At 64.3% G+C, this 23795-nt stretch carries 26 protein-coding genes; 12 read left to right on the forward strand and 14 right to left on the reverse strand.

From position 1 onward, the window contains the following. Nucleotides 1-125: 125 nt before the first annotated feature. Nucleotides 126-278 carry a hypothetical protein gene (locus HXX15_RS10795; RefSeq protein WP_296515929.1) on the forward strand — a complete coding sequence of 51 codons (153 nt, stop codon included), beginning with the start codon at nucleotides 126-128 and terminating at the stop codon, nucleotides 276-278. 11 nt (nucleotides 279-289) lie between these two features. Beyond that, nucleotides 290-547 carry a DUF6719 family protein gene (locus HXX15_RS10800; RefSeq protein ID WP_296515931.1) on the forward strand — a complete coding sequence of 86 codons (258 nt, stop codon included), beginning with the start codon at nucleotides 290-292 and terminating at the stop codon, nucleotides 545-547. Nucleotides 548-572: 25 nt separating this feature from the next. Here HXX15_RS10800 and HXX15_RS10805 read toward each other — a convergent pair whose 3' ends face one another. Next, on the reverse strand, nucleotides 573-938 hold the full coding sequence (locus tag HXX15_RS10805) for a hypothetical protein (protein ID WP_296515933.1): 366 nt from the start codon (nucleotides 936-938) through the stop codon (nucleotides 573-575). Nucleotides 939-978: 40 nt separating this feature from the next. Further along, nucleotides 979-1326, reverse strand: coding sequence for a hypothetical protein (locus tag HXX15_RS10810; protein ID WP_296515935.1), 348 nt, complete (start codon nucleotides 1324-1326; stop codon nucleotides 979-981). Nucleotides 1327-1423: 97 nt separating this feature from the next. Here HXX15_RS10810 and HXX15_RS10815 point away from each other — a divergent pair, with 97 nt between their 5' ends. Next, nucleotides 1424-1732 (forward strand): hypothetical protein, encoded by a 309-nt coding sequence (locus tag HXX15_RS10815; RefSeq protein WP_296515937.1) that lies wholly within the window; start codon nucleotides 1424-1426, stop codon nucleotides 1730-1732. A gap of 58 nt (nucleotides 1733-1790) precedes the next feature. Here HXX15_RS10815 and HXX15_RS10820 read toward each other — a convergent pair whose 3' ends face one another. Next, nucleotides 1791-2336 (reverse strand): CreA family protein, encoded by a 546-nt coding sequence (locus HXX15_RS10820; protein ID WP_296515938.1) that lies wholly within the window; start codon nucleotides 2334-2336, stop codon nucleotides 1791-1793. A gap of 317 nt (nucleotides 2337-2653) precedes the next feature. Between HXX15_RS10820 and HXX15_RS10825 the strand changes: the two genes are divergently transcribed. The 4 genes from HXX15_RS10825 to HXX15_RS10835 all read left to right on the forward strand — a co-directional run bounded on the left by HXX15_RS10825 (nucleotide 2654) and on the right by HXX15_RS10835 (nucleotide 6172). Then, on the forward strand, nucleotides 2654-3751 hold the full coding sequence (locus HXX15_RS10825) for a L,D-transpeptidase family protein (RefSeq protein WP_366558576.1): 1098 nt from the start codon (nucleotides 2654-2656) through the stop codon (nucleotides 3749-3751). Nucleotides 3752-3886: 135 nt separating this feature from the next. After that, nucleotides 3887-4315 carry a hypothetical protein gene (locus tag HXX15_RS23170; RefSeq protein ID WP_366558577.1) on the forward strand — a complete coding sequence of 143 codons (429 nt, stop codon included), beginning with the start codon at nucleotides 3887-3889 and terminating at the stop codon, nucleotides 4313-4315. 306 nt (nucleotides 4316-4621) lie between these two features. Then, entirely contained in the window at nucleotides 4622-5581 is a 960-nt protein-coding gene (locus HXX15_RS10830) for a polysaccharide deacetylase family protein (RefSeq protein ID WP_296515940.1), read from the forward strand. Between the two features lie 84 nt (nucleotides 5582-5665). Next, a complete protein-coding gene (locus HXX15_RS10835; protein WP_296516905.1) occupies nucleotides 5666-6172 on the forward strand; it encodes a dihydrofolate reductase in 507 nt (168 codons plus the stop codon). On the opposite strand, the gene HXX15_RS10840 is transcribed toward HXX15_RS10835, so the two are convergent. The 3 genes from HXX15_RS10840 to aspS form a co-directional block, all read right to left on the reverse strand. Next, nucleotides 6173-6628, reverse strand: coding sequence for a DoxX family protein (locus HXX15_RS10840; RefSeq protein WP_296516906.1), 456 nt, complete (start codon nucleotides 6626-6628; stop codon nucleotides 6173-6175). Between the two features lie 115 nt (nucleotides 6629-6743). After that, nucleotides 6744-9053, reverse strand: coding sequence for an NADP-dependent malic enzyme (locus HXX15_RS10845; protein WP_296515942.1), 2310 nt, complete (start codon nucleotides 9051-9053; stop codon nucleotides 6744-6746). A 48-nt stretch (nucleotides 9054-9101) separates the two neighbouring features. After that, nucleotides 9102-10991, reverse strand: a complete 1890-nt coding sequence (aspS, locus tag HXX15_RS10850; protein ID WP_296515945.1) for an aspartate--tRNA ligase — start codon at nucleotides 10989-10991, stop codon at nucleotides 9102-9104. Nucleotides 10992-11089: 98 nt separating this feature from the next. Between aspS and HXX15_RS10855 the strand changes: the two genes are divergently transcribed. From HXX15_RS10855 to rnd, 3 genes are all read left to right on the forward strand, one after another. Continuing rightward, on the forward strand, nucleotides 11090-11272 hold the full coding sequence (locus HXX15_RS10855; protein ID WP_296515947.1) for a hypothetical protein: 183 nt from the start codon (nucleotides 11090-11092) through the stop codon (nucleotides 11270-11272). Next, on the forward strand, nucleotides 11250-12728 hold the full coding sequence (locus HXX15_RS10860; protein WP_296515949.1) for a protein adenylyltransferase SelO: 1479 nt from the start codon (nucleotides 11250-11252) through the stop codon (nucleotides 12726-12728). The genes HXX15_RS10855 and HXX15_RS10860 overlap by 23 nt, the downstream gene beginning before the upstream one ends. Nucleotides 12729-12842: 114 nt before the next feature. After that, nucleotides 12843-13991, forward strand: a complete 1149-nt coding sequence (gene rnd / locus HXX15_RS10865; protein ID WP_296515951.1) for a ribonuclease D — start codon at nucleotides 12843-12845, stop codon at nucleotides 13989-13991. An 8-nt stretch (nucleotides 13992-13999) separates the two neighbouring features. Here the strand turns inward: rnd and ppx are convergent, their stop codons facing one another. The 4 genes from ppx to HXX15_RS10885 form a co-directional block, all read right to left on the reverse strand. Then, nucleotides 14000-15505, reverse strand: a complete 1506-nt coding sequence (ppx, locus tag HXX15_RS10870) for an exopolyphosphatase (protein WP_296515953.1) — start codon at nucleotides 15503-15505, stop codon at nucleotides 14000-14002. Between the two features lie 12 nt (nucleotides 15506-15517). Then, nucleotides 15518-17719, reverse strand: a complete 2202-nt coding sequence (locus tag HXX15_RS10875) for an RNA degradosome polyphosphate kinase (protein ID WP_296515955.1) — start codon at nucleotides 17717-17719, stop codon at nucleotides 15518-15520. Between the two features lie 149 nt (nucleotides 17720-17868). Next, on the reverse strand, nucleotides 17869-18546 hold the full coding sequence (locus HXX15_RS10880; RefSeq protein ID WP_296515957.1) for a chromosomal replication initiator DnaA: 678 nt from the start codon (nucleotides 18544-18546) through the stop codon (nucleotides 17869-17871). Between the two features lie 35 nt (nucleotides 18547-18581). Then, complete coding sequence (locus HXX15_RS10885; protein ID WP_296515959.1) at nucleotides 18582-19136, reverse strand: CDP-alcohol phosphatidyltransferase family protein; 555 nt, start codon at nucleotides 19134-19136, stop codon at nucleotides 18582-18584. Between the two features lie 260 nt (nucleotides 19137-19396). On the opposite strand from HXX15_RS10885, the gene purM reads away from it, so the two are divergent. Together purM and purN are read left to right on the forward strand one after the other, a co-directional pair. Next, nucleotides 19397-20470 (forward strand): phosphoribosylformylglycinamidine cyclo-ligase, encoded by a 1074-nt coding sequence (gene purM / locus HXX15_RS10890; RefSeq protein WP_296515961.1) that lies wholly within the window; start codon nucleotides 19397-19399, stop codon nucleotides 20468-20470. A gap of 4 nt (nucleotides 20471-20474) precedes the next feature. Next, entirely contained in the window at nucleotides 20475-21131 is a 657-nt protein-coding gene (gene purN / locus HXX15_RS10895) for a phosphoribosylglycinamide formyltransferase (RefSeq protein ID WP_296515963.1), read from the forward strand. 49 nt (nucleotides 21132-21180) lie between these two features. Here the strand turns inward: purN and HXX15_RS10900 are convergent, their stop codons facing one another. From HXX15_RS10900 to ndk, 4 genes are all read right to left on the reverse strand, one after another. Beyond that, nucleotides 21181-21384 carry a cold-shock protein gene (locus HXX15_RS10900; protein ID WP_296515966.1) on the reverse strand — a complete coding sequence of 68 codons (204 nt, stop codon included), beginning with the start codon at nucleotides 21382-21384 and terminating at the stop codon, nucleotides 21181-21183. A gap of 210 nt (nucleotides 21385-21594) precedes the next feature. Continuing rightward, complete coding sequence (locus tag HXX15_RS10905; RefSeq protein ID WP_296515968.1) at nucleotides 21595-22089, reverse strand: hypothetical protein; 495 nt, start codon at nucleotides 22087-22089, stop codon at nucleotides 21595-21597. A gap of 197 nt (nucleotides 22090-22286) precedes the next feature. Next, a complete protein-coding gene (locus tag HXX15_RS10910; protein ID WP_296515970.1) occupies nucleotides 22287-23153 on the reverse strand; it encodes a TerC family protein in 867 nt (288 codons plus the stop codon). 77 nt (nucleotides 23154-23230) lie between these two features. Next, entirely contained in the window at nucleotides 23231-23653 is a 423-nt protein-coding gene (ndk, locus tag HXX15_RS10915) for a nucleoside-diphosphate kinase (RefSeq protein WP_296515971.1), read from the reverse strand. Nucleotides 23654-23795 lie beyond the last annotated feature (142 nt).

Here is a 23795-nt window from a genome sequence, read left to right on the forward strand (position 1 = left end):
ATCCGACTGCCCGGAACCGGCCGATCGCGATCAAATCATAGATCGCCGGACTTTGCAGGCACCTTGCATCGCTTTCAGAATCGCCATTGCCCGATTAACGTGCGCGCTCACAACCAGGAGGCATCATGCCCGCCAATCGCAATTTCCTTTACCTGATCGTCGGCGCGCTGATCGTCGGAATCGGTGTGCTCGGCTACAATCTCTATCTGGCGAAGAAAGAACCGAGCGGCGTTCAGATCAATGTCGGCCCCGATGGTCTGAAGATCCAGAGCAAGTGAGGTCCGGTTCCATGCCTGCATTGATTCGTTCGTCGTGTTTGCTCGTCGCGCTGCTCGGCGCAGCGGCGTTTGTCACGCTCGCGGGGCCGGCCGCGGCCGAACAGGTGTCGCGCGAACAGGACATCGTCGGATTGCGGCTTGGGCAAAAGATTTTGGTCGACGACGGCTCCTGCCCCGCCGGCCAGATGAAGGAAGTGACCGGCACCAATCTGACCGCGGCGGGGGTTACCCGGTCACAGAAATGCGTGCCGCGATTCATCAAACGCTAGAACGCGCCAGCGCGCCGCCTCGCAACTAATCCAGCGGCGCGAACATGCACTGCAGTGTCGGTTTCGCGATTACGGTGAATGTGGCGCTGATCTGCGATTGCTTCGACGCCGGCACCCAGCCGTTGTCGATGTTCGGCACCCCGCTCTCGCTGATTCCGCGTAACACTGCGGCGCGCAGATCGCTGTCCTCGATCGCCGCCGCGGCGTGATCGTGCAGGCAGCCGCAGACCGCGTCGGGATGCGCCCAGCGCCCGGCCATATGCGTGGTGCACTGCCGAATGAATTCGGCGCGCGGATCCGGTGTGTTCAACAGTGAGCGAAACTGGGCCTGCGCCGGGCTACAGACAAGCACGAAGCTGGCGAGCGTGAGCGAAGCGATGCGATACATCATCAATACGGGACCGGCGGTTGATGGAAGGGATGCCGGCTGCTCAGCGCGCTGCGACGACCATGACCGCATCGGTCAGGACCGGGGAACCGATGTAGGAGAAGGTGCCGATTCCGGGCTGGCCGCGGTCGGGCGATCCAGCCATCGAGGAGCCGATCAGGGCGATGCCGAAAGCGAAGATGAAGCTGAGGGTCCGCATCTGACTGTCTCCGAATTGGGGCGCGCCGCGTCCGCCGTTTGGTTGCAGCCTGATTAACCAAACGCTGTTTCCGGATCTCTGCGTCAATGCGCAAAATGGTTTCGTCGCCCGCCGGAATTGTTTCGTCACCATCGGCACGACGAAGCAAACGACGAAAAACACCTGCAATTTCAACGAATCGAGATTCGGCATCGGCCGGGGAGCCGACCGTCGTCAAATTGCCTGGCCCCTTTACGCAACATTTCAGCGAGTTGCGCGTTATGCAGTCACGTCAAGGGAGGATGCATCCGTGGGAAGCAACAGGCTTGGCGGGGGCCGCCATACCATCTTCGATCAGGGCAACATTCCACACGCGACCGTCGTCGCGGCGTCTTCTGAGGCAGTGTCAGCCAAGGCGGCTCCACCGGCGGCCGCGGCAAAAAGCGTTTCCGCGGCCTCCGATTATGGCTGCGACACCGCCGGAGAGATGACCTTGCAAGGGTTCATCGATCACCACGGAAACGAATCGGCCCCGCAGAAGCTGGTGCAACTGGTGGGATATCGCGATCCCTCCAGGTCTGCCGCAACCGGCCGGCCGCCCCGCCACGAGGCGAAGTAGTCGTGATCGCCTGGTGACGAGCGCGATCGCTCGTCACTACCTGACCAATCAGCGCGACCTACTTGATGAATTCGCCGCATTGCTCGACGGGAGCGGCTGCTCCCCACGGCATGATCGGCACCGACGACGTCGAGTTCTTCGGCGAGCCCTCGATCAGCTTGTCCGAATACACCATGTAGACCAGCACATTGCGCTTGGCGTCGCAGCCGCGAACAATCTGCATCTTTTTGAAGAACAGCGAACGCCGCTTGCTGAACATGTCCTCGGCCTGGTCTAGCTTGGCCTTGAAGTGGATCGGGCCGATTTGCCGGCAGGCCAGCGAAATGTCCGAGACCTCCTCGGCCAATCCCAGCCAGCCCTTGAAACCGCCCCTCTCCGGCACCGTGAAGTGGCAGGCCACGCCGTCGACCTCGGGATCGTCGACCGCATAGGTCGCCAGCTTGTCGTTCGGACTGAGCAATTTGAACACCGTGGAGCGGCGGAAGATCAGGTCCGGCTCGTCGGCGGCGATTGCTGGCGCCCCCGACAAGGCAGCCAGGACAAGTGCGGCCAGCGCACATGATTTCAAACGTGTGACAGAATGTCGGGGTTCGCGAACGCTCATCGAAATCTCCGTAAACAATGGTTCCTCCCATGTGGGGTCGGAAGAATCGTCCTGAAAGGTGCTGACCGCATTTGGTGACCTGGCATTAACCAGCTGTGAGGCTTTTTTGTTACTGTTGGAATCAATTGCGCAGTGAATTGGCGGCCCGCGCTGGTGAACTTATCTCGCATCTGCGAGACTTATTATGAGACTAATTGTCAACCGGATTCGGGGGCGATCGCTTGAGCACGCAGCAGATGTCGATTTTGGCCGGGCGGTATCAAACGCGGACCATCAAACGGTATGTCGGGGTTGATCTGAGCTTTTCCGGATCGCTGATGCGAATTGGCGCCTTGACTGCGGCCGCCGTGTTCGGGGTCTCCTCCTATGCCGAAGCGGCTGCCTCACACTCACTGTTCTGGCCGGATAGCGACACCAGCTATACCCGCCCCGTGCAGCCGGTGCCGAAGCGGCGACACAAGGCGCCTCGCCATCACGACGCCAAACTCGAGCAGCAGGAAAAGCAGGCCGCCAAACCGCAAGGACCGCTGATCATTTCGGTCTCGATCCAGAACCAGAAACTCAAGGTCTACGACGCCAACGGATTGTTCGCCGAAACGCCGATCTCCACCGGGATGCGCGGACATCCGACCCCGCTGGGCGTCTTCAGCGTGATCCAGAAACACAAATACCATCGCTCCAATATCTATAGCGGCGCGCCGATGCCCTACATGCAGCGAATCACTTGGTCAGGTATCGCGATGCATGCCGGTGTGCTGCCGGGCTATCCGGCGTCGCATGGTTGCATCCGAATGCCGATGAATTTCGCGGTCAAGATGTGGGGCTGGACCAAGATGGGCGCGCGGGTGATCGTCACCCCGGGCGAAATCACCCCAGAGAACTTTTCGCATCCGCTGCTGATTGCCAAGAAGCCCGCGCCAGTCCCGGAAACCCCGGTGGCATCGCTGACGCCAAAACCGGACTCCGCTACCGGCAACACCGACAAGACCCCAATTGCCGATACGACGGCCAACCCAACGGTCGGATCGGCGCATGCCGAACTGCGCTCCAGCGTCAATCTGGACGATCACAAGCCGGAGGGCGTCGACGGCGGCTCGGCGGCATCGCACGATCAGGTGCGGACCGCGGACGCCAGCCCGATCCTGCCCAGCGTCGCTGAGTCTGTCGTACTGTCCGACGCCGTGTCCAGCGCCAAGGCGGCACCCCGGACCGACGACGAAGCTGCCGCTGCAGCGGTCCCGACCGTCCCGGAATCGAACAGCGTCAAGGCGCCGCTACCAGCGACCGCCACCGAAAAGACCGAAGCCACCAATGGCGATGAGATCGCGACCGACAAAGCCGCGGACCCGGTCAAGCGCGACGCCGCCAAGATTGACGACACCAGCGGCAAAGCCACGCCATCGGAGGCGGCATAGCCAGCGACCCAAGCCGCGAGCGGCGCGGCCTCCGGGCCCGATCCCGCCAAGCATCAGACCCGCTCGCCCGATACCGAGAAAGCCGCCGCGAAGGCCGAACCAGCCGCCGCGCCCAAGCCCGCCGGTCGGATCGCCGTGTTCGTTAGCCGCAAGGACGGCAAGATCTACGTCCGGCAGAATCTCACACCGCTGTTCGATGCGCCGGTCACGATAGCGCCGAGCGATCGTCCGCTCGGCACCCATGTCTTCACCGCGCAAGCCGACAAGGATGACACCTTCCATTGGTCAGTGGTGTCGCTGCCGGCGACGTCGCGCCAGGCCGACGCAAGCGATCGCGATGACCGCGTCTCGCGGCGCAGAAAGGCCGCCGGCGCCATCGAGACCAAGCCCATTCCGTTGCCAAATAGCGCCGCCGAGGCGCTGGATCGCCTGACCATTCCAGCCGATGCGATCGCCCGGATTGCCGACGCGCTTTCGACCGGCGGATCGATCGTGGTCTCCGATCAGGGCATCGCGGCCGGCGAGACCGGAGAAGGCACCGATTTCATCATCCGGCTGCGCTAGGTTCGCGCGACCCGATCGGGGTCATAACGGGTTGTTGACCGCCCCGACGGCTAGTTTGCCGAGGTGTTTCGGGAGTCGGTCGGCCCATCGACACCAGGATCCAGACCGCGGTCGCCGTTGCGCTCGCCGACACCTCATCCGCTATGCACAGGAATTTGCCTGACTCACCGGCAAATCGCCGCGCGGGCATAAAAACCGTTGCCGTCATGGCTGGGGTGCCTCTAGGCTGCGGCCAAGTTAGGCGAATGCCACCATTTCCGCGGTCAATTGATCCCGGTCGCGGGCCTATCGCTGAAGGGAAACGACATGCGGATTGCGGCGGGTTTGATCTTTGCTGGAGCGGTTTCGGTTTGCGCCTCGAGCGTGGTCTGGTCGCAGGCAGCGCCCCGCACCGTCGGTGCCGCACCGCAGGCCGCCACTGCAGCCGCGCCTGCTGCCGCAGCACCGCAGCCCGCGTCCGTCGCCGCTGCGGCGACACCAGCTTGCGCCAATCCCGATGCGCTCGGTGTTGCCCGCGTGGTGCAGATCGACACCACTGGTGGTCCGGGCTTCGGCTTCGAGCATTTCAAGCAGCTCGATTTCCTTCGCGACAAGGAAGTGGTGCTGACCTTCGATGACGGCCCTTGGCCGGTCAACACCCCGTCGGTGCTGAAGACGCTGGCGGAGCAATGCACCAAGGCGATCTTCTTTCCGATCGGCAAGCACGCCACCTACTACCCGGAGATTCTGAAACAGGTCGCCGCGGCCGGCCACAGCATCGGCTCGCACACCTGGTCGCATGCCAACCTCAACAACAAGAAGCTCAACGAGCAGCAGCGCAAGGACGAGATCGAAAAGGGATTCAGCGCGGTGAAATGGGCACTCGGCGCTTCGCCCTCGCCGTTCTTCCGCTTCCCGGCGCTGCAGCATCCGCCGGAGATGGTGACCTATCTCGGCACCCGCGACGTCGCGAGCTTTTCCTGCGACCTGGATTCGTTCGATTTCAAGGCGCGCAATGGCCAGCAGATCATCGACACCGTGATGAAGAAGCTGGACAAGCTCGGCAAGGGCATCATCCTGATGCACGACTTCCAGAAGCACACCGCCGAAGCGCTGCCTGAATTGCTGCGCAAGCTGAAAGCCGGCGGTTACAAGGTGGTGCAGATGAAGGCCAAGGCGCCGGTGCAGACGATGGCGCAGTATGACGAGGAACTGCTGAAGAACGTCGCGCTTCCGACGGTCAGCTCCCGGCCGATCAGCAGCGTAGTGCAGACGATTTCGGAATAGCCCGATGCCGCGGGTCTGTGTGCCGTGACGTCCGCCACGACTGCGTTGCGGATCGAAGGCTACGTCATCGTCTCCGCCGACGGGATGCTGGCAGACGCTTCTGGTGTGATGCCGGATGTGCTGAAAATCCCTGGCGACCAGCGCTTTTTCGCCGAGGCACTCGACCGCGCCGCGCTGATCGTGCACGGCCGCCACTCCTTCGAGGACCAGCCGAACTCACCACGGCGCACACGCATCGTGCTGACCCGAACGATCGCGGCACTCGCGCCCGATCCGGCCAACCCGAAAGCCACGCTGTGGAATCCGGCGGGCGCGTCGTTCGCCGAGGCCTGCGAGCGCGCCGGTGCCGCCGCAGGCACGGTCGCGATCATCGGCGGGCCCGAGGTTTTCGCGATGTTCCTCGACGGCTACGACACGTTCTGGTTATCGCAGGCGCCGCGGGTCCGGTTGCCCGGCGGTGAGCCATGCCTGCCCGGCGTGCCCGAGCGCACGCCGCAACAGATCCTTGCGGCACATGGCCTGCGCGCCGCCGAGACCGAAATCCTCGACGCCGCGCATGACGTCAGCGTCACGGCATGGCGTCGCGCTTAGCTAAGCGTCGGTATAGCTGGTTTCCGTCTGCCGCGGTCCGCGTCCGATGCCGGCAATGATAAACAGTGCGCCGATCAGCGACAGGTTCTTCAGCGCATGGATCATGTTGTTGCGCGATTCGGCACCAGTCTGGTTCCAGAAATCGTGCTGATAATAGGTCGCCACGATCACGAACAGGATGAGCAGGATGGCAAAGAAGCGCGCGCCGAAATTGAGAGCGATCATCAGGCCGCAAACCAGTTCGATCACGCCCGCCATGATCGCCAGCATCTGAGGCATCAGCATGCCGGTCATGGTCTCGACCTGCGCGGAGTAGGTCTTCAGCACCTCTGGAAGGACCGCCAGCTGTGGTTTGATCGATTCAGCGGTTGCCGCGATGTCAAACAACTTTGACGCTCCGGCCACGATGAACAGCACGGCGAACAAAAATCGCCCGAAAGAAATAAACGCAGGCATTTCAAACCTCACTGGAGTGCAGCCGACGCGACGCGATGACGCGGGATTATGAGCGTTCGCCGGACGTTTTCAAACTATCAAATGTCGATGTGGTGGTGATGAAATCCTCGCCTCGCTAGCTGAACAGGGTCGGCTGATGCCGGCCGGCGCGTTCTTGCGCTTCCACCGCCGCGACCGCGGTCATGTTGAGAATGCCACGCGCCGTCACCGAAGGCGTGAGGATGTGCGCCGGGCGAGCCGGACCGATCAGGATCGGACCGACCGGCAGCGCATCGCCCAACACCTTGACCATCTGATAGGCGACGTTGGCGGCGTCGAGGTTCGGCATGATCAGCACGTTGGCAACGCCCTCCAGCCGCGAATGCGGCAGGATTAGCTGCCGCGCGGCCTCGGACAGCGCGGTATCGCCCTGCATCTCGCCGTCGGCCTCGATCTCCGGATGGTTCTGCGCCAGGATCGCGGTGGCGCGGCGCATCTTGCGCGATGACTCGGTGTCGTAACTACCGAAATCGGAATGCGACACAAAAGCGATCTTCGGCTTCATGTTGAAGCGCTGGACATGGATCGCCGCCAGCGCGGCGATTTCGGCCAGTTCTTCGGCGCTCGGATTCGGCCGCACCTGGGTGTCGGCGATGAAATACGCCCCCTTGCTGGTGATCATCAGCGCCAATGCGGCGAAATCGGTGATGCCGGGCAGCGAGCCGATGATCTCGCGGACATGCCGCAGATGGCTCATATAGCGGCCATCGACGCCGCAGATCATCGCGTCGGCCTCGCCGCGGCTCACCGCCAGCGCCGCGATCACCGTGGCGTTGGTGCGCACCACCGTGCGGGCGGTTTCCGGCGTCACGCCGTGGCGACCGGCGACGTCGATATAGGATTGCACATAGGAACGGTAGCGCGGATCGTCCTCGGGATTGACCAGATCGAAATCCTGCCCGGCCCGGATCGACAGCCCGAACCGCTTGATCCGCGCTTCCACCACCGAGGGCCGCCCGACCAGGATCGGTCGCGCCAGCTTCTCTTCGAGGATGGTCTGGGTGGCGTGCAGCACCCGCTCGTCCTCGCCTTCGGCGTAGATCACCCGGACCGGCTGCGCCTTTGCCTTGGTGAACAGCGGCTTCATCACGAGGCCGGAGCGGAATGCGAAGCGCTCGAGCTGCGCGTAGTAGTCGTCGAAACTGGTGATCGGCCGCGTGGCGACGCCGGAATCCATCGCCGCCATCGCCACCGCCGGCGCGATGCGCAGGATCAGCCGCGGATCGAACGGGCTGGGGATCAGCGAGCCCGCGCCGAACCCCATCACCTCGTCGCCGTCGAAGCCGACCGCGACCGCCTCCGACGGCGGATCGCGCGCCAGCTGGGCGATCGCGTCGACCGCGGCGTGCTTCATCGCCTCGTTGATCGCGGTGGCGCCGACGTCGAGCGCGCCGCGGAAGATGAAGGGGAAGCACAGCACGTTGTTGACCTGGTTCGGAAAGTCCGACCGTCCGGTGCAGATCATCGCGTCCGGGCGGGCCTTGCGGACTTCGTCCGGCATGATCTCGGGGGTCGGATTGGCGAGCGCCATCACCAGCGGCTTGTCGGCCATCTGCTTGACCATGTCGGGCGTCAGCACGTTGGGACCGGACAGGCCGAGGAAGATGTCGGCGCCGCCGATCACCTCGGCCAGCGCGCGCTTGTCGGTCTTCTGCGCATAGACCGCCTTCCAGCGATCCATCAGCGTATTGCGGCCGTCATAGACCAGGCCGTCGAGGTCGCAGACCCAGATGTTCTTGCACTGTGCGCCGAGCGACACGAGCATATTGAGACAGGCCAGCGCCGCGGCGCCGGCGCCGGCGGTAACGATCTTGACGTTTTCCAACTTCTTGCCGTTCAGCAGCAGCGCGTTCTTCACCGCGGCGCCGACGATGATCGCGGTGCCGTGCTGATCGTCGTGGAACACCGGGATCTTCATCCGCTCCTTGAGCTGAGCTTCGATCTCGAAACATTCCGGACCCTTGATGTCCTCGAGATTGATGCCGCCGAAGGTCGGCTCCAGCGCCGCGACGGTCTCGACCACGCGCTCGACGGTGTCGGCGGCGATCTCGATGTCGAACACGTCGATGCCGGCGAACTTCTTGAACAGCACCGCCTTGCCTTCCATCACCGGCTTCGACGCCAGCGGGCCGATATTGCCAAGCCCCAGCACCGCGGTGCCGTTGGTGACCACTGCCACCAGATTGGCGCGGATCGTCAGCGAGGCGGCCTGCGACGGGTCAGCAGCGATAGCCAGGCACGCGGCGGCGACGCCGGGCGTATAGGCCAGCGCCAGGTCGAGCTGATTGGCGAGCGGCTTGATCGCCTGGATCTCGAGTTTGCCCGGACGCGGCAGGCGGTGATACGCCAGCGCCGCGGTTTGCATATCTTCAGAATTGGACGCCATGCATTCTCCCGGCGACTTTCGTCGGCCCCGAATTCAAACTTCGGCGGCTTATTTATTGTCCGGCAGATTGAGCCGGATGTGCAACTCGCGCAACTGCTTGGGGGCGACCTCGGAGGGCGCGCCCATCAGCAGATCCTCAGCGCGCTGGTTCATCGGGAACAGCGAGATCTCGCGCAGATTGTTGGTGCCACACAGCAGCATCACAATGCGGTCGACGCCGGCCGCCATGCCGCCATGCGGCGGTGCGCCGTACTGGAAGGCGCGGTACATGCCGCCGAAGCGGTCGACCACTTCCTGCTCGCCATAGCCGGCGATCTCGAACGCCTTCACCATCGCTTCGGGGCGATGGTTGCGGATGCCGCCCGAGGCGATCTCGTAGCCGTTGCAGGTGATGTCGTACTGGAACGCCTTGATGGTCAGGGGATCCTGATTGAGCAGCGCGTCCATGCCGCCCTGCGGCATCGAGAACGGGTTATGCGAGAAGTCGACCTTCTTGTCGTCCTCGTTGTATTCGTACATCGGAAAATCGACCACCCAGGCCAGCGCGAACTGCTCCTTGTCGATCAGGTTCAACTCCTCGCCGAGCCGGGTGCGCGCCAAACCGGCGAAGCGGACGAATTTGGCGGGATCACCCGCGACGAAGAACGCGGCGTCACCGGCGCCCAATCCTAGTTGCCTTCTGATCTCTTCGGTTCTTTCCGTTCCAATATTCTTCGCGAGTGGACCGGCAGCCTCAACACCTTCAGCCCACTTTTCGTATAACTCGCGGGCCTCTTCATGCTGTCCATTTTCCAATGCCTTTGTGATGCCGCTTTCGAGCAATTTCCACTCGGTTGAGGACAAACCTTCGGCTTTTTCTCGCCAAAAGATGTAGCCGAGCCCGGGCTGGCCCTCGCCCTGCGCCCAGGAATTCATCCGGTCGCAGAAGGCGCGGCTGCCGCCGCCGAGTCCCGGGATCGCCCAGACCTGGTTGCGCTCTTCCTCGAGCATCCGCGCGAACACCTTGAAGCCGGAGCCACGGAAATGTTCGGAGACGTTCTGCATCTCGATCGGGTTGCGCAGGTCGGGCTTGTCGGTGCCGTATTTCTTCAGACTCTCCGCATAGGGAATCCGCGGCCAGACTTTCGTCACCGGCTTGCCCTTGGCGAAATCCTCGAACACGCCGGTGATCACCGGCTCCATTGCAGCAAACACATCGTCCTGGGTGACGAAGCTCATTTCGACGTCGAGCTGATAGAACTCGCCCGGCAACCGGTCGGCGCGCGGGTCCTCGTCGCGGAAGCACGGTGCGATCTGGAAGTAGCGGTCGAAGCCCGACATCATCAGCAACTGCTTGTACTGCTGCGGCGCCTGCGGCAGCGCGTAGAATTTGCCGGGATGAATCCGCGACGGCACCAGGAAGTCGCGCGCGCCTTCCGGCGACGACGCCGTAAGGATCGGCGTCTGGAATTCGAAGAAGCCCTGCTCCTTCATCCGCTTGCGCATCGAATCGACGATCGCGCCGCGGGTCATGATGTTCTGGTGCAGCTTGTCGCGACGCAGGTCGAGAAAACGGTACTTAAGCCTGATGTCCTCAGGATATTCCTGCTCGCCGAACACCGGCAGCGGCAATTCGCCGGCCGGACCCAGCACCTCGATCTCGGTAATGAAGATTTCCACCTGCCCGGTCGGCAGGTCGGCGTTGTCGGTGCCTTCCGGACGGCGCCGCACCTTGCCGTCGATCCGCACCACCCATTCGGCGCGCAGCTTCTCGGCATCCTTGAACGCCGGCGAATCCGGATCGGCGACGCATTGCGTCAGGCCGTAATGGTCGCGCAGGTCGATGAACAGCAGCCCGCCATGGTCGCGGATGCGATGGCACCAGCCGGACACCCGGACGGTCTGATCGATGTCGCTGTCGCGGAGCGCGCCGCAGGTATGGGATCGATAACGGTGCATGGAAATCCTGGAAAGCCGTCGGAGGGCAGAATCAAGCGGTTCCGCAGCCTTGCGGAGAGCGTCAGGGTTTAGCCGAGCCGCCCCATCGCGGCAACTGAATGAGCCGCGATGAGCACCATATCGCGGCGGTGCCGCACGGGAAAATCGCCATGAAATCAACGGCGCTGCCCCGCCGGGTCAGGAAAGCCGCGGAACATATTGAAGCCACGCGGCTTCTAGCCGATTGTCTGGGCTCGATGGCTGCTTATCTGGTGCCTGATGACCGTTCATTTCCCCTTTGACAACAGTTACGCCGCGCTGCCCGACAGCTTCTTCGCCCGGGTCGCCCCGACCCCGGTGGCGGCGCCAAGGCTGGTGAAGCTGAACCGGCCGCTCGCGATCCAGCTCGGGCTCGACCCGGACCTGCTGGAGAGCACGGCCGGCGCCGAGATCCTCGCCGGCACAAGGCTTCCGGACGGCGCGGCCTCGATCGCGATGGCCTATGCGGGGCACCAGTTCGGCCAGTTTGTGCCGCAACTCGGCGACGGCCGCGCCATCCTGCTCGGCGAGGTGATCGACCGCGACGGCCAGCGCCGCGACATCCAGCTCAAGGGCTCCGGCCCGACCCCGTATTCGCGGCGGGGCGACGGCCGCGCTGCGTTGGGACCGGTGCTGCGCGAATACATCGTCAGCGAGGCGATGGCGGCGCTCGGGATTCCGACGACCCGCTCACTCGCCGCGGCGCTGACCGGCGAGCGCGTCGCCCGCGACGGCATGCTGCCCGGCGCGGTGCTGACAAGGGTGGCGTCGAGCCACATCAGGGTCGGCACCTTCCAGTATTTCGCCGCGCGCCGTGACGACGACGGCGTCCGCCGGCTCGCCGATCACGTCATCGCCCGGCACTATCCCGATGCGACGACTGCCGAAAACCCCTATCTGGCGCTGCTGGAATCGGTTATCGCCCGGCAGGCCAGTTTGATCGCGCGCTGGATGCAGGTCGGCTTCATCCACGGCGTCATGAACACCGACAATTGCTCGATCGCCGGCGAGACCATCGACTACGGGCCGTGCGCCTTCATGGACGCGTTCGATCCCAAGACGGTGTTCAGCTCGATCGATCAGATGGGCCGTTACGCCTATGGCAACCAGCCGGCGATCGGATTGTGGAATCTGACCCGGCTGGCGGAATGCCTGATCCCGCTGCTGGCGGACGACCAGGATCGGGGCATAGCGGCCGCGGAGGCGGCGCTCGGCGGCTTTGCCGAGACCTTCAACGCCGCCTATCAGGCCGGCTTCACCGCCAAGATTGGACTGGCCACCGGCCGCGCCGACGATCTGGCACTGCTGCAGGATCTGCTGGTCGCGATGACACAGGGTCAGGCCGATTTCACCCTGACCTTCAGGCGGCTCAGCGACGCGGCGATCGACCCGTCGGATCTCGGCGCGGTGCGGGCGCTGTTCGCCGATCCGGCCGGGTTCGACGACTGGGGCGCGCGCTGGCAGCAACGCCTCGCCGCCCAGCCGCAGGACGGCGCCGCGCGGCAAGCGGCGATGCGAGCGGTCAATCCGGCCTTCATCCCACGCAACCACCGGGTCGAGGCGGTGATCGACGCCGCAGTCAACCGCGAAGATTTCGCGCCATTCGGGCAATTGCTGGCGGTGCTCGCCAGACCGTTCGAGGACCAGCCGGAATTTGCCCGCTATGCCGATCCGCCGCAGCCGCATGAGCGGGTTACGGAAACGTTTTGCGGAACTTGATCGCGGCCAGTCGAGCGTGTCTAGTGCATCGGATTCGACTGGGTTCATGTGCGAAAGAGCTCGCCACATCAGCACGTTCAGCCGAACGCCGCTCTCAAAGTGTGATGGACCTTCATGGACCTGATTACCACCACCGATCAGCTTTCAGCTGTCTGCGCCCGCCTCGCCAAGCACCCCGTGATCACGGTCGATACCGAGTTCCTCCGCGAGACCACCTATTATCCGCTGCTTTGCGTGGTGCAGATGGCCAGCGCCGAGGAAGCGGTGGTGATCGATACGCTGGCGCCCGGCATCGACCTCAAGTCATTTTTCGAATTGATGGCCGACGAGAAGGTGCTGAAGGTCTTCCATGCCGCTCGGCAGGATATCGAAATCGTCTGGCACCGCGCTGGCATCGTGCCGCATCCGATCTTCGACACCCAGGTCGCCGCAATGGTGCTCGGCTACGGCGATTCCATCGCCTATGACCAGCTGGTCGAGCGCATCTGCGGACACCGCCCGGACAAGACCCACCGCTTCACTGACTGGTCGCGGCGGCCGCTGACCGAGGAACAGGTGCACTACGCGGTCTCCGACGTCACCCATCTGCGCGACGTCTTCGCGGCCCTCGACGCCGATCTGAAGAAGCGCGGACGCAGCGAATGGGTCAGCGAGGAGATGGAGGTCTTGACATCGCCGAAGACCTACGACTTCCACCCCGAAAGCGCCTGGGAACGGTTGAAGACGCGGGTGCGCAAGCCGAAGGAACTGGCGGTGCTGATGGAAGTCGCCGCCTGGCGCGAACAGGAAGCGCAGAGCCGCGACGTCCCGCGCTCGCGGGTGCTGAAGGACGATGCGCTCGGCGACATCGCCACCCATGCGCCAACCTCGCTGGAGCGCTTGGCCAATCTGCGCTCGCTGCCAAAGGGCTTCGATCGCTCGAAATGGGGCGCCGACATCGTCGCCGCCGTGCAACGCGGCATCGCCCGCGATCCAGCCAGCCTGCCCAAGATCGAAAAGCCGCGCGGCAATTCCAATGGTGCAGCAATCGTCGAACTGCTGAAAGTGCTGCTGCGGATGACCTCGGAGCGCCATGCGGTGGCCGCCAAGGTGATCGCCACGGTCGACGACCTCGAACAGATCGCCGCCGACGATGCCGCCGATGTCGGCGCGCTACGCGGCTGGCGCCGCGAACTGTTCGGCGAAGCGGCGCTGGCGTTGAAACAGGGCCGCTCGGCGCTGGCGATCGAAAAGGGTCGTGTCGTCAAGGTCGATCGGGAATAGCCGCTGATCTAACGCCGCAGGATCGAACCCGAGCGACCGGTCAGGCGCGCCAGTTGCTTGAACCGGCTGCCGACGCGGTCGGCGACCAGATCGACCAGCCGATGCTCGAACACCAGCGTCAGCTTGCGGCCCTTGCTGGAGAAATGCGTCGCCGGCAGCACGCCCGGCATCGCCGCGCTGATCAGATGGGCGACACGAAACGCCGCGCCGAGCAGCCTGGCCCGCTCGTCCATCGCCGGTGTCACCAGTTCGCGCACCGAGGCCGGCGGCTCGTTTTGCTCGCTGAACCCGGCATAGCGATAGAACACCGACAGCGCCATGAACGCCCTGCCCTGGTGACTGACGTCACCGAAATTACCGTTGGTGATCAGGTTGAGCGTCTGCTCGCCGCGATGGTCGGGATGCACCCGCCAGCCGACATCGGACATCAGACAGGCGGCGTGGCGTAGCCGGCGGTCCTCTTCGGTCTCCCGCAGCTTGGTGATCCGGAAAAACCGGTCGGTCCATCCGATCAGTTCCTCGGCGTGACGCGCCGACCGCGACAGCAATTCGTTCAGCGTCTGCGCCGCGCAGATCAGGCCGTCCTTGGCGCGCTCCGGCGCCGGTAGCAATTCGTACAGCAGGCCCTCGCGCACGCCGTAGGTCGAGAACACGATCGCCTTCGGTTGCGCCACCCGAATGATGTATTCGAGAACCAGCGCCGCATAGGCCAACAACGGCCGCCGCGCCTCGGCGATCGATTCGATGTCGGCCAGCGTATTGGTGGCCACCAGCCGACGCAGCCGCCTGGCAAACGCCAGCGCTTCGGCGGCCGGAAGCGTGTAGCCGTGCATCACCTTGAGCTGATAGCCGCTCTGCACGATGTGGATCCGCGCCAGCGCGCGCCAGGTGCCGCCGACCGCGTAGAAATTGAGCCCGCGCCCGGCCTTCAGCGGCACTGCGCCGGTGAGCGCGGTCTGCACGATGTGTTCGGCGCGCTTCAGCGATTTCTGCGAGGCGTCCTGAAGCGCCAGGCTGCCCAGCGGCAGCGTCACGCCGCTGCCGACGCGGTTGCCGCGCACGCCGATCAGTTCCAGCGATCCGCCGCCGAGATCGCCGACGATCCCGTTCGGCTTGTGGACGCCGGAAATCACCCCGAGCGCCGATAATTTCGCCTCGCGCGGTCCGGACAGAATCTCGATCGGCACGCCGCAGATCTTTTCCGCGCTGGCGATGAATTCGGCGCCGTTGCTGGCGTCGCGACAGGCCGCGGTGGCGATGGCGTGAACCCGGCCGACCCGCATCACCCGGATCAACGCGCGAAACCGACGCAGCGCCGTGAGCGCCTTGACGACAGCATCCGGCGCCAGCAGACCGGTGCTCTGCACCTGGCTGCCCAGGCCACACAGCGCCTTTTCGTTGAACACGGTGATAAGGCTGCGCGCCAGCGACGCGTAGACGACGAGACGCACTGAATTCGAGCCGATGTCGATCACGGCCACGCTGGATTCGCGCTTGCGCGCCCGCTTCGTCACCGCGCGAATTCCTTAAGAAGATTGATGGCGCTCCGAACGGCGCGTGAGGCGTCGCGGCGAAGATTCCTTGAGCGACTTTCCACGGCCGGACAGACTCGGATTGGTCATGAAGTAATTGTGCACGTTGAAAGGCTCCTCGCCTTTCGCGGCCTTCATACGCGTTGACGACCCGTCCGGCAATAACTGCCAACTCTGCTCGGTATCCTTCAGGTTGGCGACCATGATCTGCTCGAGAACCTGCTGATGGACCGTCGGGTTCTGCAGCGGACAGAGGATTTCGACGCGGCGGTCGAGATTGCGCGGCATCAGATCGGCCGACGAAATGTACACCACCGCCTTGGCGCTGGGCAGGCCATGCCCCATGCCGAAGCAATAGATTCGGCCGTGCTCGAGGAAGCGGCCGATGATCGACTTGACGCGGATGTTCTCCGATAGCCCCGGAACGCCGGGCCGCAGGCAGCAAATGCCGCGGACCACCAGTTCGACCGAGACGCCCGCCTTCGAGGCGTCGTACAGCGCGTCGATGATTTCCGGATCGACCAGCGAGTTCATCTTCAACCAGATCGCCCCCGGCTTGCCGTGGCGGGCAAAGGCGGATTCGCCGCGAATGTGCTCGAGCATGGTCTTGCGCAGCGTCAGCGGCGACACCGCCATCTTCTCGATGTCGCTCGGCTCAGCGTAGCCGGTGATGTAGTTGAACACCCGCGCCGCGTCGCGTCCGATAATCGGGTCCGAGGTGAAATATGACAGGTCGGTGTAAATCCGCGCCGTCACGGGATGATAGTTGCCGGTGCCGGTGTGAACATAGGTGGTCAGGCTGCCGCCCTCGCGACGCACCACCAGCGACAGCTTGGCGTGGGTCTTCAGTTCGAGGAAGCCGTAAACCACCTGCACGCCGGCGCGTTCCAGATCGCGCGCCCAGCGAATGTTGGCTTCCTCGTCGAACCGCGCCTTCAACTCGATCAGCGCGGTGACCGATTTGCCGGCCTCGGCGGCCTCCGCCAAGGTTCGCACGATCGGCGAATTGTTGGAGGTGCGATACAGTGTCTGCTTGATCGCGACCACGTCGGGATCGCGCGCCGCCTGCTGCAGGAACTGCACCACGACGTCGAACGACTCGTAAGGATGGTGGACGATCAGATCCTTCTGCCGGATTGCCGCGAAGATATCACCGCCGTGATCGCGCACCCGTTCCGGATGGCGCGGCACATAGGGCACGAATTCCAGATCGGGCCGATCGAGTCGGGTCAGCTGCGACAATTCGTTCATCGCCAGCACACCGTCGACCAGCAGCACCTCGTCGTCGGCGGCGGGCAGCGCGCGCTGCACGAAGGCGCGCAACTCCTCCGGCATTGTCGATTCGACTTCGAGCCTGATCACCGACCCCCGTCGCCGCCGCTTCAGCGCGGTCTCGAACAGCCGCACCAGATCCTCGGCCTCTTCCTCGATTTCCAGCTCGCTGTCGCGGATGATCCGGAACGAGCCCTGCCCCTTGACGACATAGCCGGGGAACAGCCGCCCGATGAACAGCGAGGTGGCCTGCTCCAGCGTCATCACCCGGATCAAGCCGTCCTTGCCGCCGGCTGGCAGCCGGATGAAGCGATCGATCTTGCCCGGCATGCGGATCAGCGCGTTCATCGGCCGGCCGTCAGAGACCCGCGCCAGCTGCAGCCCGATGGTGAAGCCGAGGCTGGGGATGAACGGAAACGGATGCGCCGGGTCGATCGCCAGCGGCGTCAGCAGCGGAAAAATGTTGTGGAGAAAATGGTCCTCGATCCAGTTCCGTTGGGCCTTGGTGGCGTCGCGGCCGTCGAGCAGCACGATCCCCGCGTCGGCAAGGACGCCGCGCAGGTCGCGCCAGATCGCCTGCTGATCGGTGGCGAGCCGGGAGACCGCCTCGTTGATCAGCGTCAGCTGCTCGGACGGAGAAAGGCCGTCCGGACTGCGCTCGGTAATGCCTTCGCGCACCTGGGCCTTGATGCCGGCGACCCGGACCATGAAGAATTCGTCAAGGTTGTTGGCCGAAATCGACAGGAACCGGACCCTCTCCAACACCGGATGTCCGGGATTGACGGACTCCTCGAGCACCCGGCGGTTGAAATGGAGCCAGGACAGTTCCCGATTGATGAACCGCTCAGGTCCCGACGCGATCGTCGACGCGGACTCGGCCTCACCCTTTTTTTCTTCGATTGCAATAGCTTGGTCAGAATCCATGGAAAGCCGGTCCAATCGCGGTCGGGAGCGCGAAGCAGTGAGGTCGATTCGCCGCGAACCTTGCGGCAGCGGGATGACGTTCCCATGACATTGAGCGACCTTGGGGTCGCGGCGTCAAGCCAGGCCCGTCGGCAAGTTGCCGCGGCGAGCTAGCCGTCGCGCAGCAGCTCCGCCGCCAGCGCCCGGGTCACCGGCCGGCCAAGCCGCAACGCCTCGGTATCGAGCAGCTCGACGGTCCGCCTCGCAGCGGCGAAGGAGCGGTCGATCCGGGTCACCAGGTACCCGACCAGCGATTCGTCGACGCTCATCTGCCGATCCGCGCAAAATTTGACGATCAGGGCGCGAAAAAGCTGATCATCCGGCGGCAGCAACGACACCACAGGTACCGCGCGCAGCCGCGACCGCAGGTCGCGCAGCTCGGCGGGAAACGCCGATGGCGGCACCCGCGCGGTGATCAGCACGAAGGCTTCGTCTTCGCGCGCGAGATTCAGCAGGTGAAACAGCGCGCGTTCGTCGAAGCTGCCCGGCACGAGGTCTTCCACCACCAGCGCGCCCGTCGCCAGCGCCGCCGGCACCGCCGCCGCGGTCAAGGCGTGCGCAGAGATGGACCGCGCGCCGGCCTGCTCGGCCCAGATCGCGGCCAGATGACTCTTGCCGGCACCCTCCGGGCCGACCAGCAGCATGATCCGGTTCGGCCAATCCGGCCAACTTTCGATCAGGTGCAGCGCTGCAGCATTGGCGGTGCCCTCGAGAAAGTCATCGCGCGACAGGCTCTCGGCGTGCGGCAGGGCCAAAGCGAGCTGTCGGGGTTGAATCGGGGATGCCACGCAATTGCTCCATGCCGACCTGCGGCGCGCCTGACTCACGCAGGCGGCTGGTGAGGTTCGATCGTGCTCATATGCCGCATCCACTCGACGAGATAGAAGGACACCGAAACCAAGGTCAAGACGGTCACGAAGCCCATTAGAATAAGGTCGTAGGGCACCGGCGTGAAGCCGAAGCCGAGCGACGCCAGCACCAATGCGGCGAATGCCACCTGCGCCACGGTATTCAGCTTCGAGACCATCAGCGGCTTCATCGGCATCGGCTTGCCGAACAGCCAGGAAATCATCACCGCGCCGACGATCATGATGTCACGCGAGACCACCAGGATCACCAGCCAGCGCGGCACCGCGCCCCAGATCCCGAGCGCGACATAGATCGACACCAGAAGCGCCTTGTCGGCAAGCGGATCGAGCAGCGCGCCGAGTTCGCTAGCCATGTTGAAGCGCTTGGCGAGGAAGCCATCGACCGCGTCGCTGACCCCGGCGACGATGAACACCGCGAAGGCGATTTCCATCTGGCTTGACGCGATCGCCCAGACAATGACCGGCACCAGCAGAATGCGGCCAAGCGTAATGATATTCGGAATACTCACACGACGTTCCCGGCTCCCGGCCCGAATTCGCCAACGAACCGCACTGCTGCGACCCCGACCGGCTGGTGTCTACATAGTACAGGCCGGCCACGCTTGCGAGCCATTGCACGCTGGCGGAATCCGACGTAACCACCCCAAAATGCAACGGCGGGCGGCGGCAAGTGGGCTTTGGTCTAGCGTTGTCGCACACGGTAAATTGAACCGAGCATCTGTCTGAAACTGTGGTGCAGGCCACCGCAAGCACGATTTGGGAACCGACCATGACCGATCGAAAGAACGGCCTCACCTATGCCGACTCCGGCGTCGATATCGACGCCGGCAACCGTCTGGTCGACCTGATCAAGCCGATGGTGCGCCTGACCGCACGCGCCGGCGCCGACGCCGAGATCGGCGGCTTCGGCGGATTGTTCGACCTCAAAGCCGCCGGCTTCAAGGATCCAATCCTGGTCGCCGCCACCGATGGCGTCGGCACCAAGGTCAAGATCGCCATCGAAGCCGGGCTGCACGCCGGGATCGGCATCGACCTGGTCGCGATGTCGGTCAACGACCTCGTGGTTCAGGGTGCCGAGCCGTTGTTCTTTCTGGATTATTTCGCCTGCGGCAAACTCGACCCGGACGCGACGGCTGCGATCGTCGCCGGGATCGCGGAAGGCTGCCGGGAATCCGGCTGCGCCCTGATCGGCGGCGAGACCGCGGAAATGCCCGGCCTCTACAAGGATGGCGACTACGATCTCGCCGGCTTTGCGGTCGGCGCCGCCGAGCGCGGTACGCTACTGCCCTCCCCCGACATCGCCGCCGGCGACGCCGTCATCGGACTCGCGTCGTCGGGCGTGCATTCCAACGGCTTTTCGCTGGTGCGCAGAATCGTCGAGCGATCGGGCCTCGGCTACGATGCGCCGGCGCCGTTCTCGCCGGTGATGACGCTCGGCGGCGCGCTGCTGACGCCGACCCGGCTCTACGTCAAATCATGTCTGCGGGCGATCCGCGAGAGCGGCGCGATCAAGGGCCTGGCCCACATCACCGGCGGCGGCTTCACCGACAACATTCCGCGCGTGCTGCCAAAGCATCTCGGCGTCGGGATCGACCTGCCGCGCTTGCCGGTGCTGCCGGTGTTCAAATGGCTGGCAGAGCAAGGCGACGTCGCCGAACTGGAATTGCTGCGCACCTTCAATTGCGGCATCGGCATGATCGCGATTGTGAAGGCCGACGCGGTCGACCAGGTGACCGATGTGCTCGCCGCGAACGGCGAAAGCGTCCACCTGCTCGGCGAGGTGATCCCCGCCGCGGGCGAGCATCGCGTAGTGTATGATGGTCATCTTGACCTCGCCTGGTGACGCCATGAAGCGCCGCGTCGCGATCCTGATCTCCGGCCGCGGATCGAACATGGCCGCGCTGATCGATGCGGCGGCGGCCGACCCGGATTTTCCCGCACAGATTGTCGTGGTGATTGCCAACACCGCGGCGGCCGGCGGCCTTGCGATCGCTGCGCGCAGCGGCGTCGAGGCGCTGGTGATCGAAAGCAAGCCGTTCGGCAAGGACCGCGCCGCTTTCGAGGCGATGTTGCAGGCCGCACTCGACGCACGACAGATCGAGTTGATCTGCCTCGGTGGCTTCATGCGGCTGTTCACCGCGGAGTTCGTGCAGCATTGGCACGGCCGGATGCTCAACATCCACCCGTCGCTGCTGCCATCGTTTCCGGGGCTCGACCCGCATGGCCAGGCGTTGCGCGCCGGCGTCAAGATCTCCGGGGCCACTGTGCATTTCGTGATCCCGGAAACCGACGCCGGCCCGATCGTGATGCAGGGCGCGGTCGCGCTGTGCGACGACGACACGCCGGACACGCTGGCCGCGCGCGTGCTCACGGTCGAACACCGCATCTACCCCGATGCGCTGCGGCTGGTGGCATCCGGCGGCACGCGGATCGACGGCGACGTCTGCAGAACGGCCGCGCAAAGCGCTCCCGCGGACGTCCTGATCGCGCCAGCACTGGATTGAGATTCGGCTTGCGGCCGGGGGTCAGCAGGATCCGGCCGCCGCAGCGAAGCTACGAGACCTTCAGGTTTTCCGCCGAGGTCTTGCCGCGATTCTCCACCAGCTCGTATTCGATTAGCTGGTTTTCATTGAGCGTACTGAGCCCGGCACGTTCGACCGCCGAGATGTGAACGAACACGTCCTTGTCACCGGTGGTCGGCCGGATGAACCCGTAACCCTTGGTCGGGTTGAACCACTTGACGGTGCCTTTCTGCATCGCCTGTCTCCTGATTGAGATACAAAAAAGACGTGGCACGCTTCACGCGCGCCACGCCACAAACGGCGATCCCGATGCCTGCCCAATTTCCGAGTCGCGAAACATACAGCCGAACGGCCCAAATCCGATTGCGACCCGATTGCAACATGAAAATACCGCGTTCGCAAGTCTCCGGGCGGGGCGTAGGCCCCCGGCTCAGTTGGTCGTCAGCTAGTCGTCCTGGCCGTCGGTGCCGAAATCGCGCTTGTCCAGACGTCCGCGATTGCCGCGGTCTCCATCGCGCCGGTTATTGTCGTTTCGGAAACGGTCACCCCCGCGCCCCGCAGCCGCGCCGTCGTCGTCGCGACGAGGCCGGTCGTCACGGAAACGCCGCTCGTCGCGAAAACGCCGGTCATCGCGGAAATCGTCCCGTCGCCGGGAATCCTCAACACAGGTGTCCCGGCTGTGACTGAAACGCATGCCCGGGCCGCAGCCGTCGCGAACCTTAATCAGATCGCCCTGGAGGCCCGCTTTGCCCGGCGACAGCGGCGCGGCGTTTGCGTTGTCCGCAAGGACAAGCCCGACCGCGCCGACGACGAAGGCCATGGCCAGCGACGCCAATAAACCGGCGGGCGAGAAGCGCCCTTTCAAGCCGCCACCTGCGCTGGTCGCGGACAACTGCTGGTTGCTGCAAAATGCGGTGATATTTCCGGCGTTATTGGGCATCGCGGCATTTCCTCTTTTTGATCGGCGCTAACAAGTATCTGGCGTCAGTCATTGCGACCAGTCGAGCGCCGCGGTGGGCGCCGACGGCTCTCGTTGCGCCAAGGAGCAGGAATGTGCTCACGACGGTTCCCCTTGCGCAATAGCTGTTCCGGCGTGCCGTAGGTTTTCGTTGCGATGCAGGTGGTACGCAGCCGTCGCTAGGTCCCGTGGGACGAGCTGTCGGCCTGTTTGGCCGAGGGCTCGTCCAGGCCATTTCGAGCCAATTGCGAACGCCGCCAGATCGACCCGGCGACCAGAACGACGATCACGCCGAGCAGCGCGAGGGTATGTTCGCCGGCGCTACCGCTGATGCCGTAGTGCGGCGCCAATCCGACCATCGCCAGCAGCGCGTCAAGCTTAGCGCCGACCGGGCTGTCGAACACCGACATCAGCGGGTGGACCGCCGGATCGGTGGCTATCACCTCGCCCGCAATCCATCCGAGCAGCGCCGCGCCGGCCCAAACCAGCAGAGGCAGCCGGGTCAGCACCAGCATGATCAGCGCGGCGCCGGCGACGATCATTGGCACGCTGATCGCGAGCCCGAGGATCAGCAGCGGCACGCTGCCATTGGCGGCGGCGGCGACCGCGATCACATTGTCGAGGCTCATGATGATGTCGGCGACGACGACGATCTGCACCGCGTGCCACAGATGCACCCCGGATTCGACGCTGTCCTCGTCCTCGTTTTCCGGCACCAACAGCTTGGCCGCGATCACCAGCAAGGCCAGGCCGCCGACCAGCTTGAGGTACGGCCATTCCATCAGCGTGGCGACGATGCCGGTGAAGATGATGCGCAGGACGACGGCGATCGCGGCGCCGAGGACCATGCCCCACAGCCGGTGGCGCGGGCTGAGGCCGCGGCATGCCAGCGCGATCACCAGCGCGTTGTCGCCGGACAGCAGCACGTTGATCCAGATGATCTTGCCGACCGCGAGCCAGAACGCCGGCTGCTGCATTTCGCCCTGAAACTGGGCGGTCAGCGACCACAGCGTCGCCGGATCAAAGATTTGCGCAACCCAGTTCACCGCTACTCCCGGGTTGGCCGAAAAGATCGACCGCGGCGCTGTTGATCAGCGTCCGCGGTGATCACTGGCGGCAACGCTCAGCCAACGATTTCGTTGCCGGAGAAGAACTGGGCGATTTCGATCGCCGCGGTCTCGGGGGCGTCGGAGCCATGTACCGAGTTTTCGCCGATCGACTTCGCATGCAGCTTGCGGATGGTGCCGTCAGCCGCCTTCGACGGATCGGTCGCACCCATTACGTCGCGATGCTTGAGCACGGCGTTTTCGCCTTCGAGCACCTGCACCACCACCGGGCCGGAGGTCATGAAATCCACCAGCTCGCCGAAGAACGGGCGGGCCTTGTGAACCGCATAGAAGGTCTCGGCCTGCTCGCGGGTCATGCGGATGCGCTTTTGCGCCACGATCCGCAATCCGGCCTTTTCAATCAAGGCGTTGATCGCGCCTGTAATATTGCGCTCGGTCGCATCGGGCTTGAGAATCGAGAAAGTCCGTTCAATCGCCATGAGTTCGTCCTTGATACGCAGGTGGTCAGTTGGTTGCGGCGCTTATATCGACGCTGTTCCCGCACGGCAAGCCGCGCCGCCGGGGCGGCGATCGGTCGGCTTTCACTAGATCTTCACCGATTGGGAATGCAATCCATTTGGC

The sequence above is a fragment of the Rhodopseudomonas sp. genome, assembly GCF_013377015.1.
In the GTDB taxonomy this organism is placed as follows: Bacteria; Pseudomonadota; Alphaproteobacteria; order Rhizobiales; family Xanthobacteraceae; genus JARJEH01.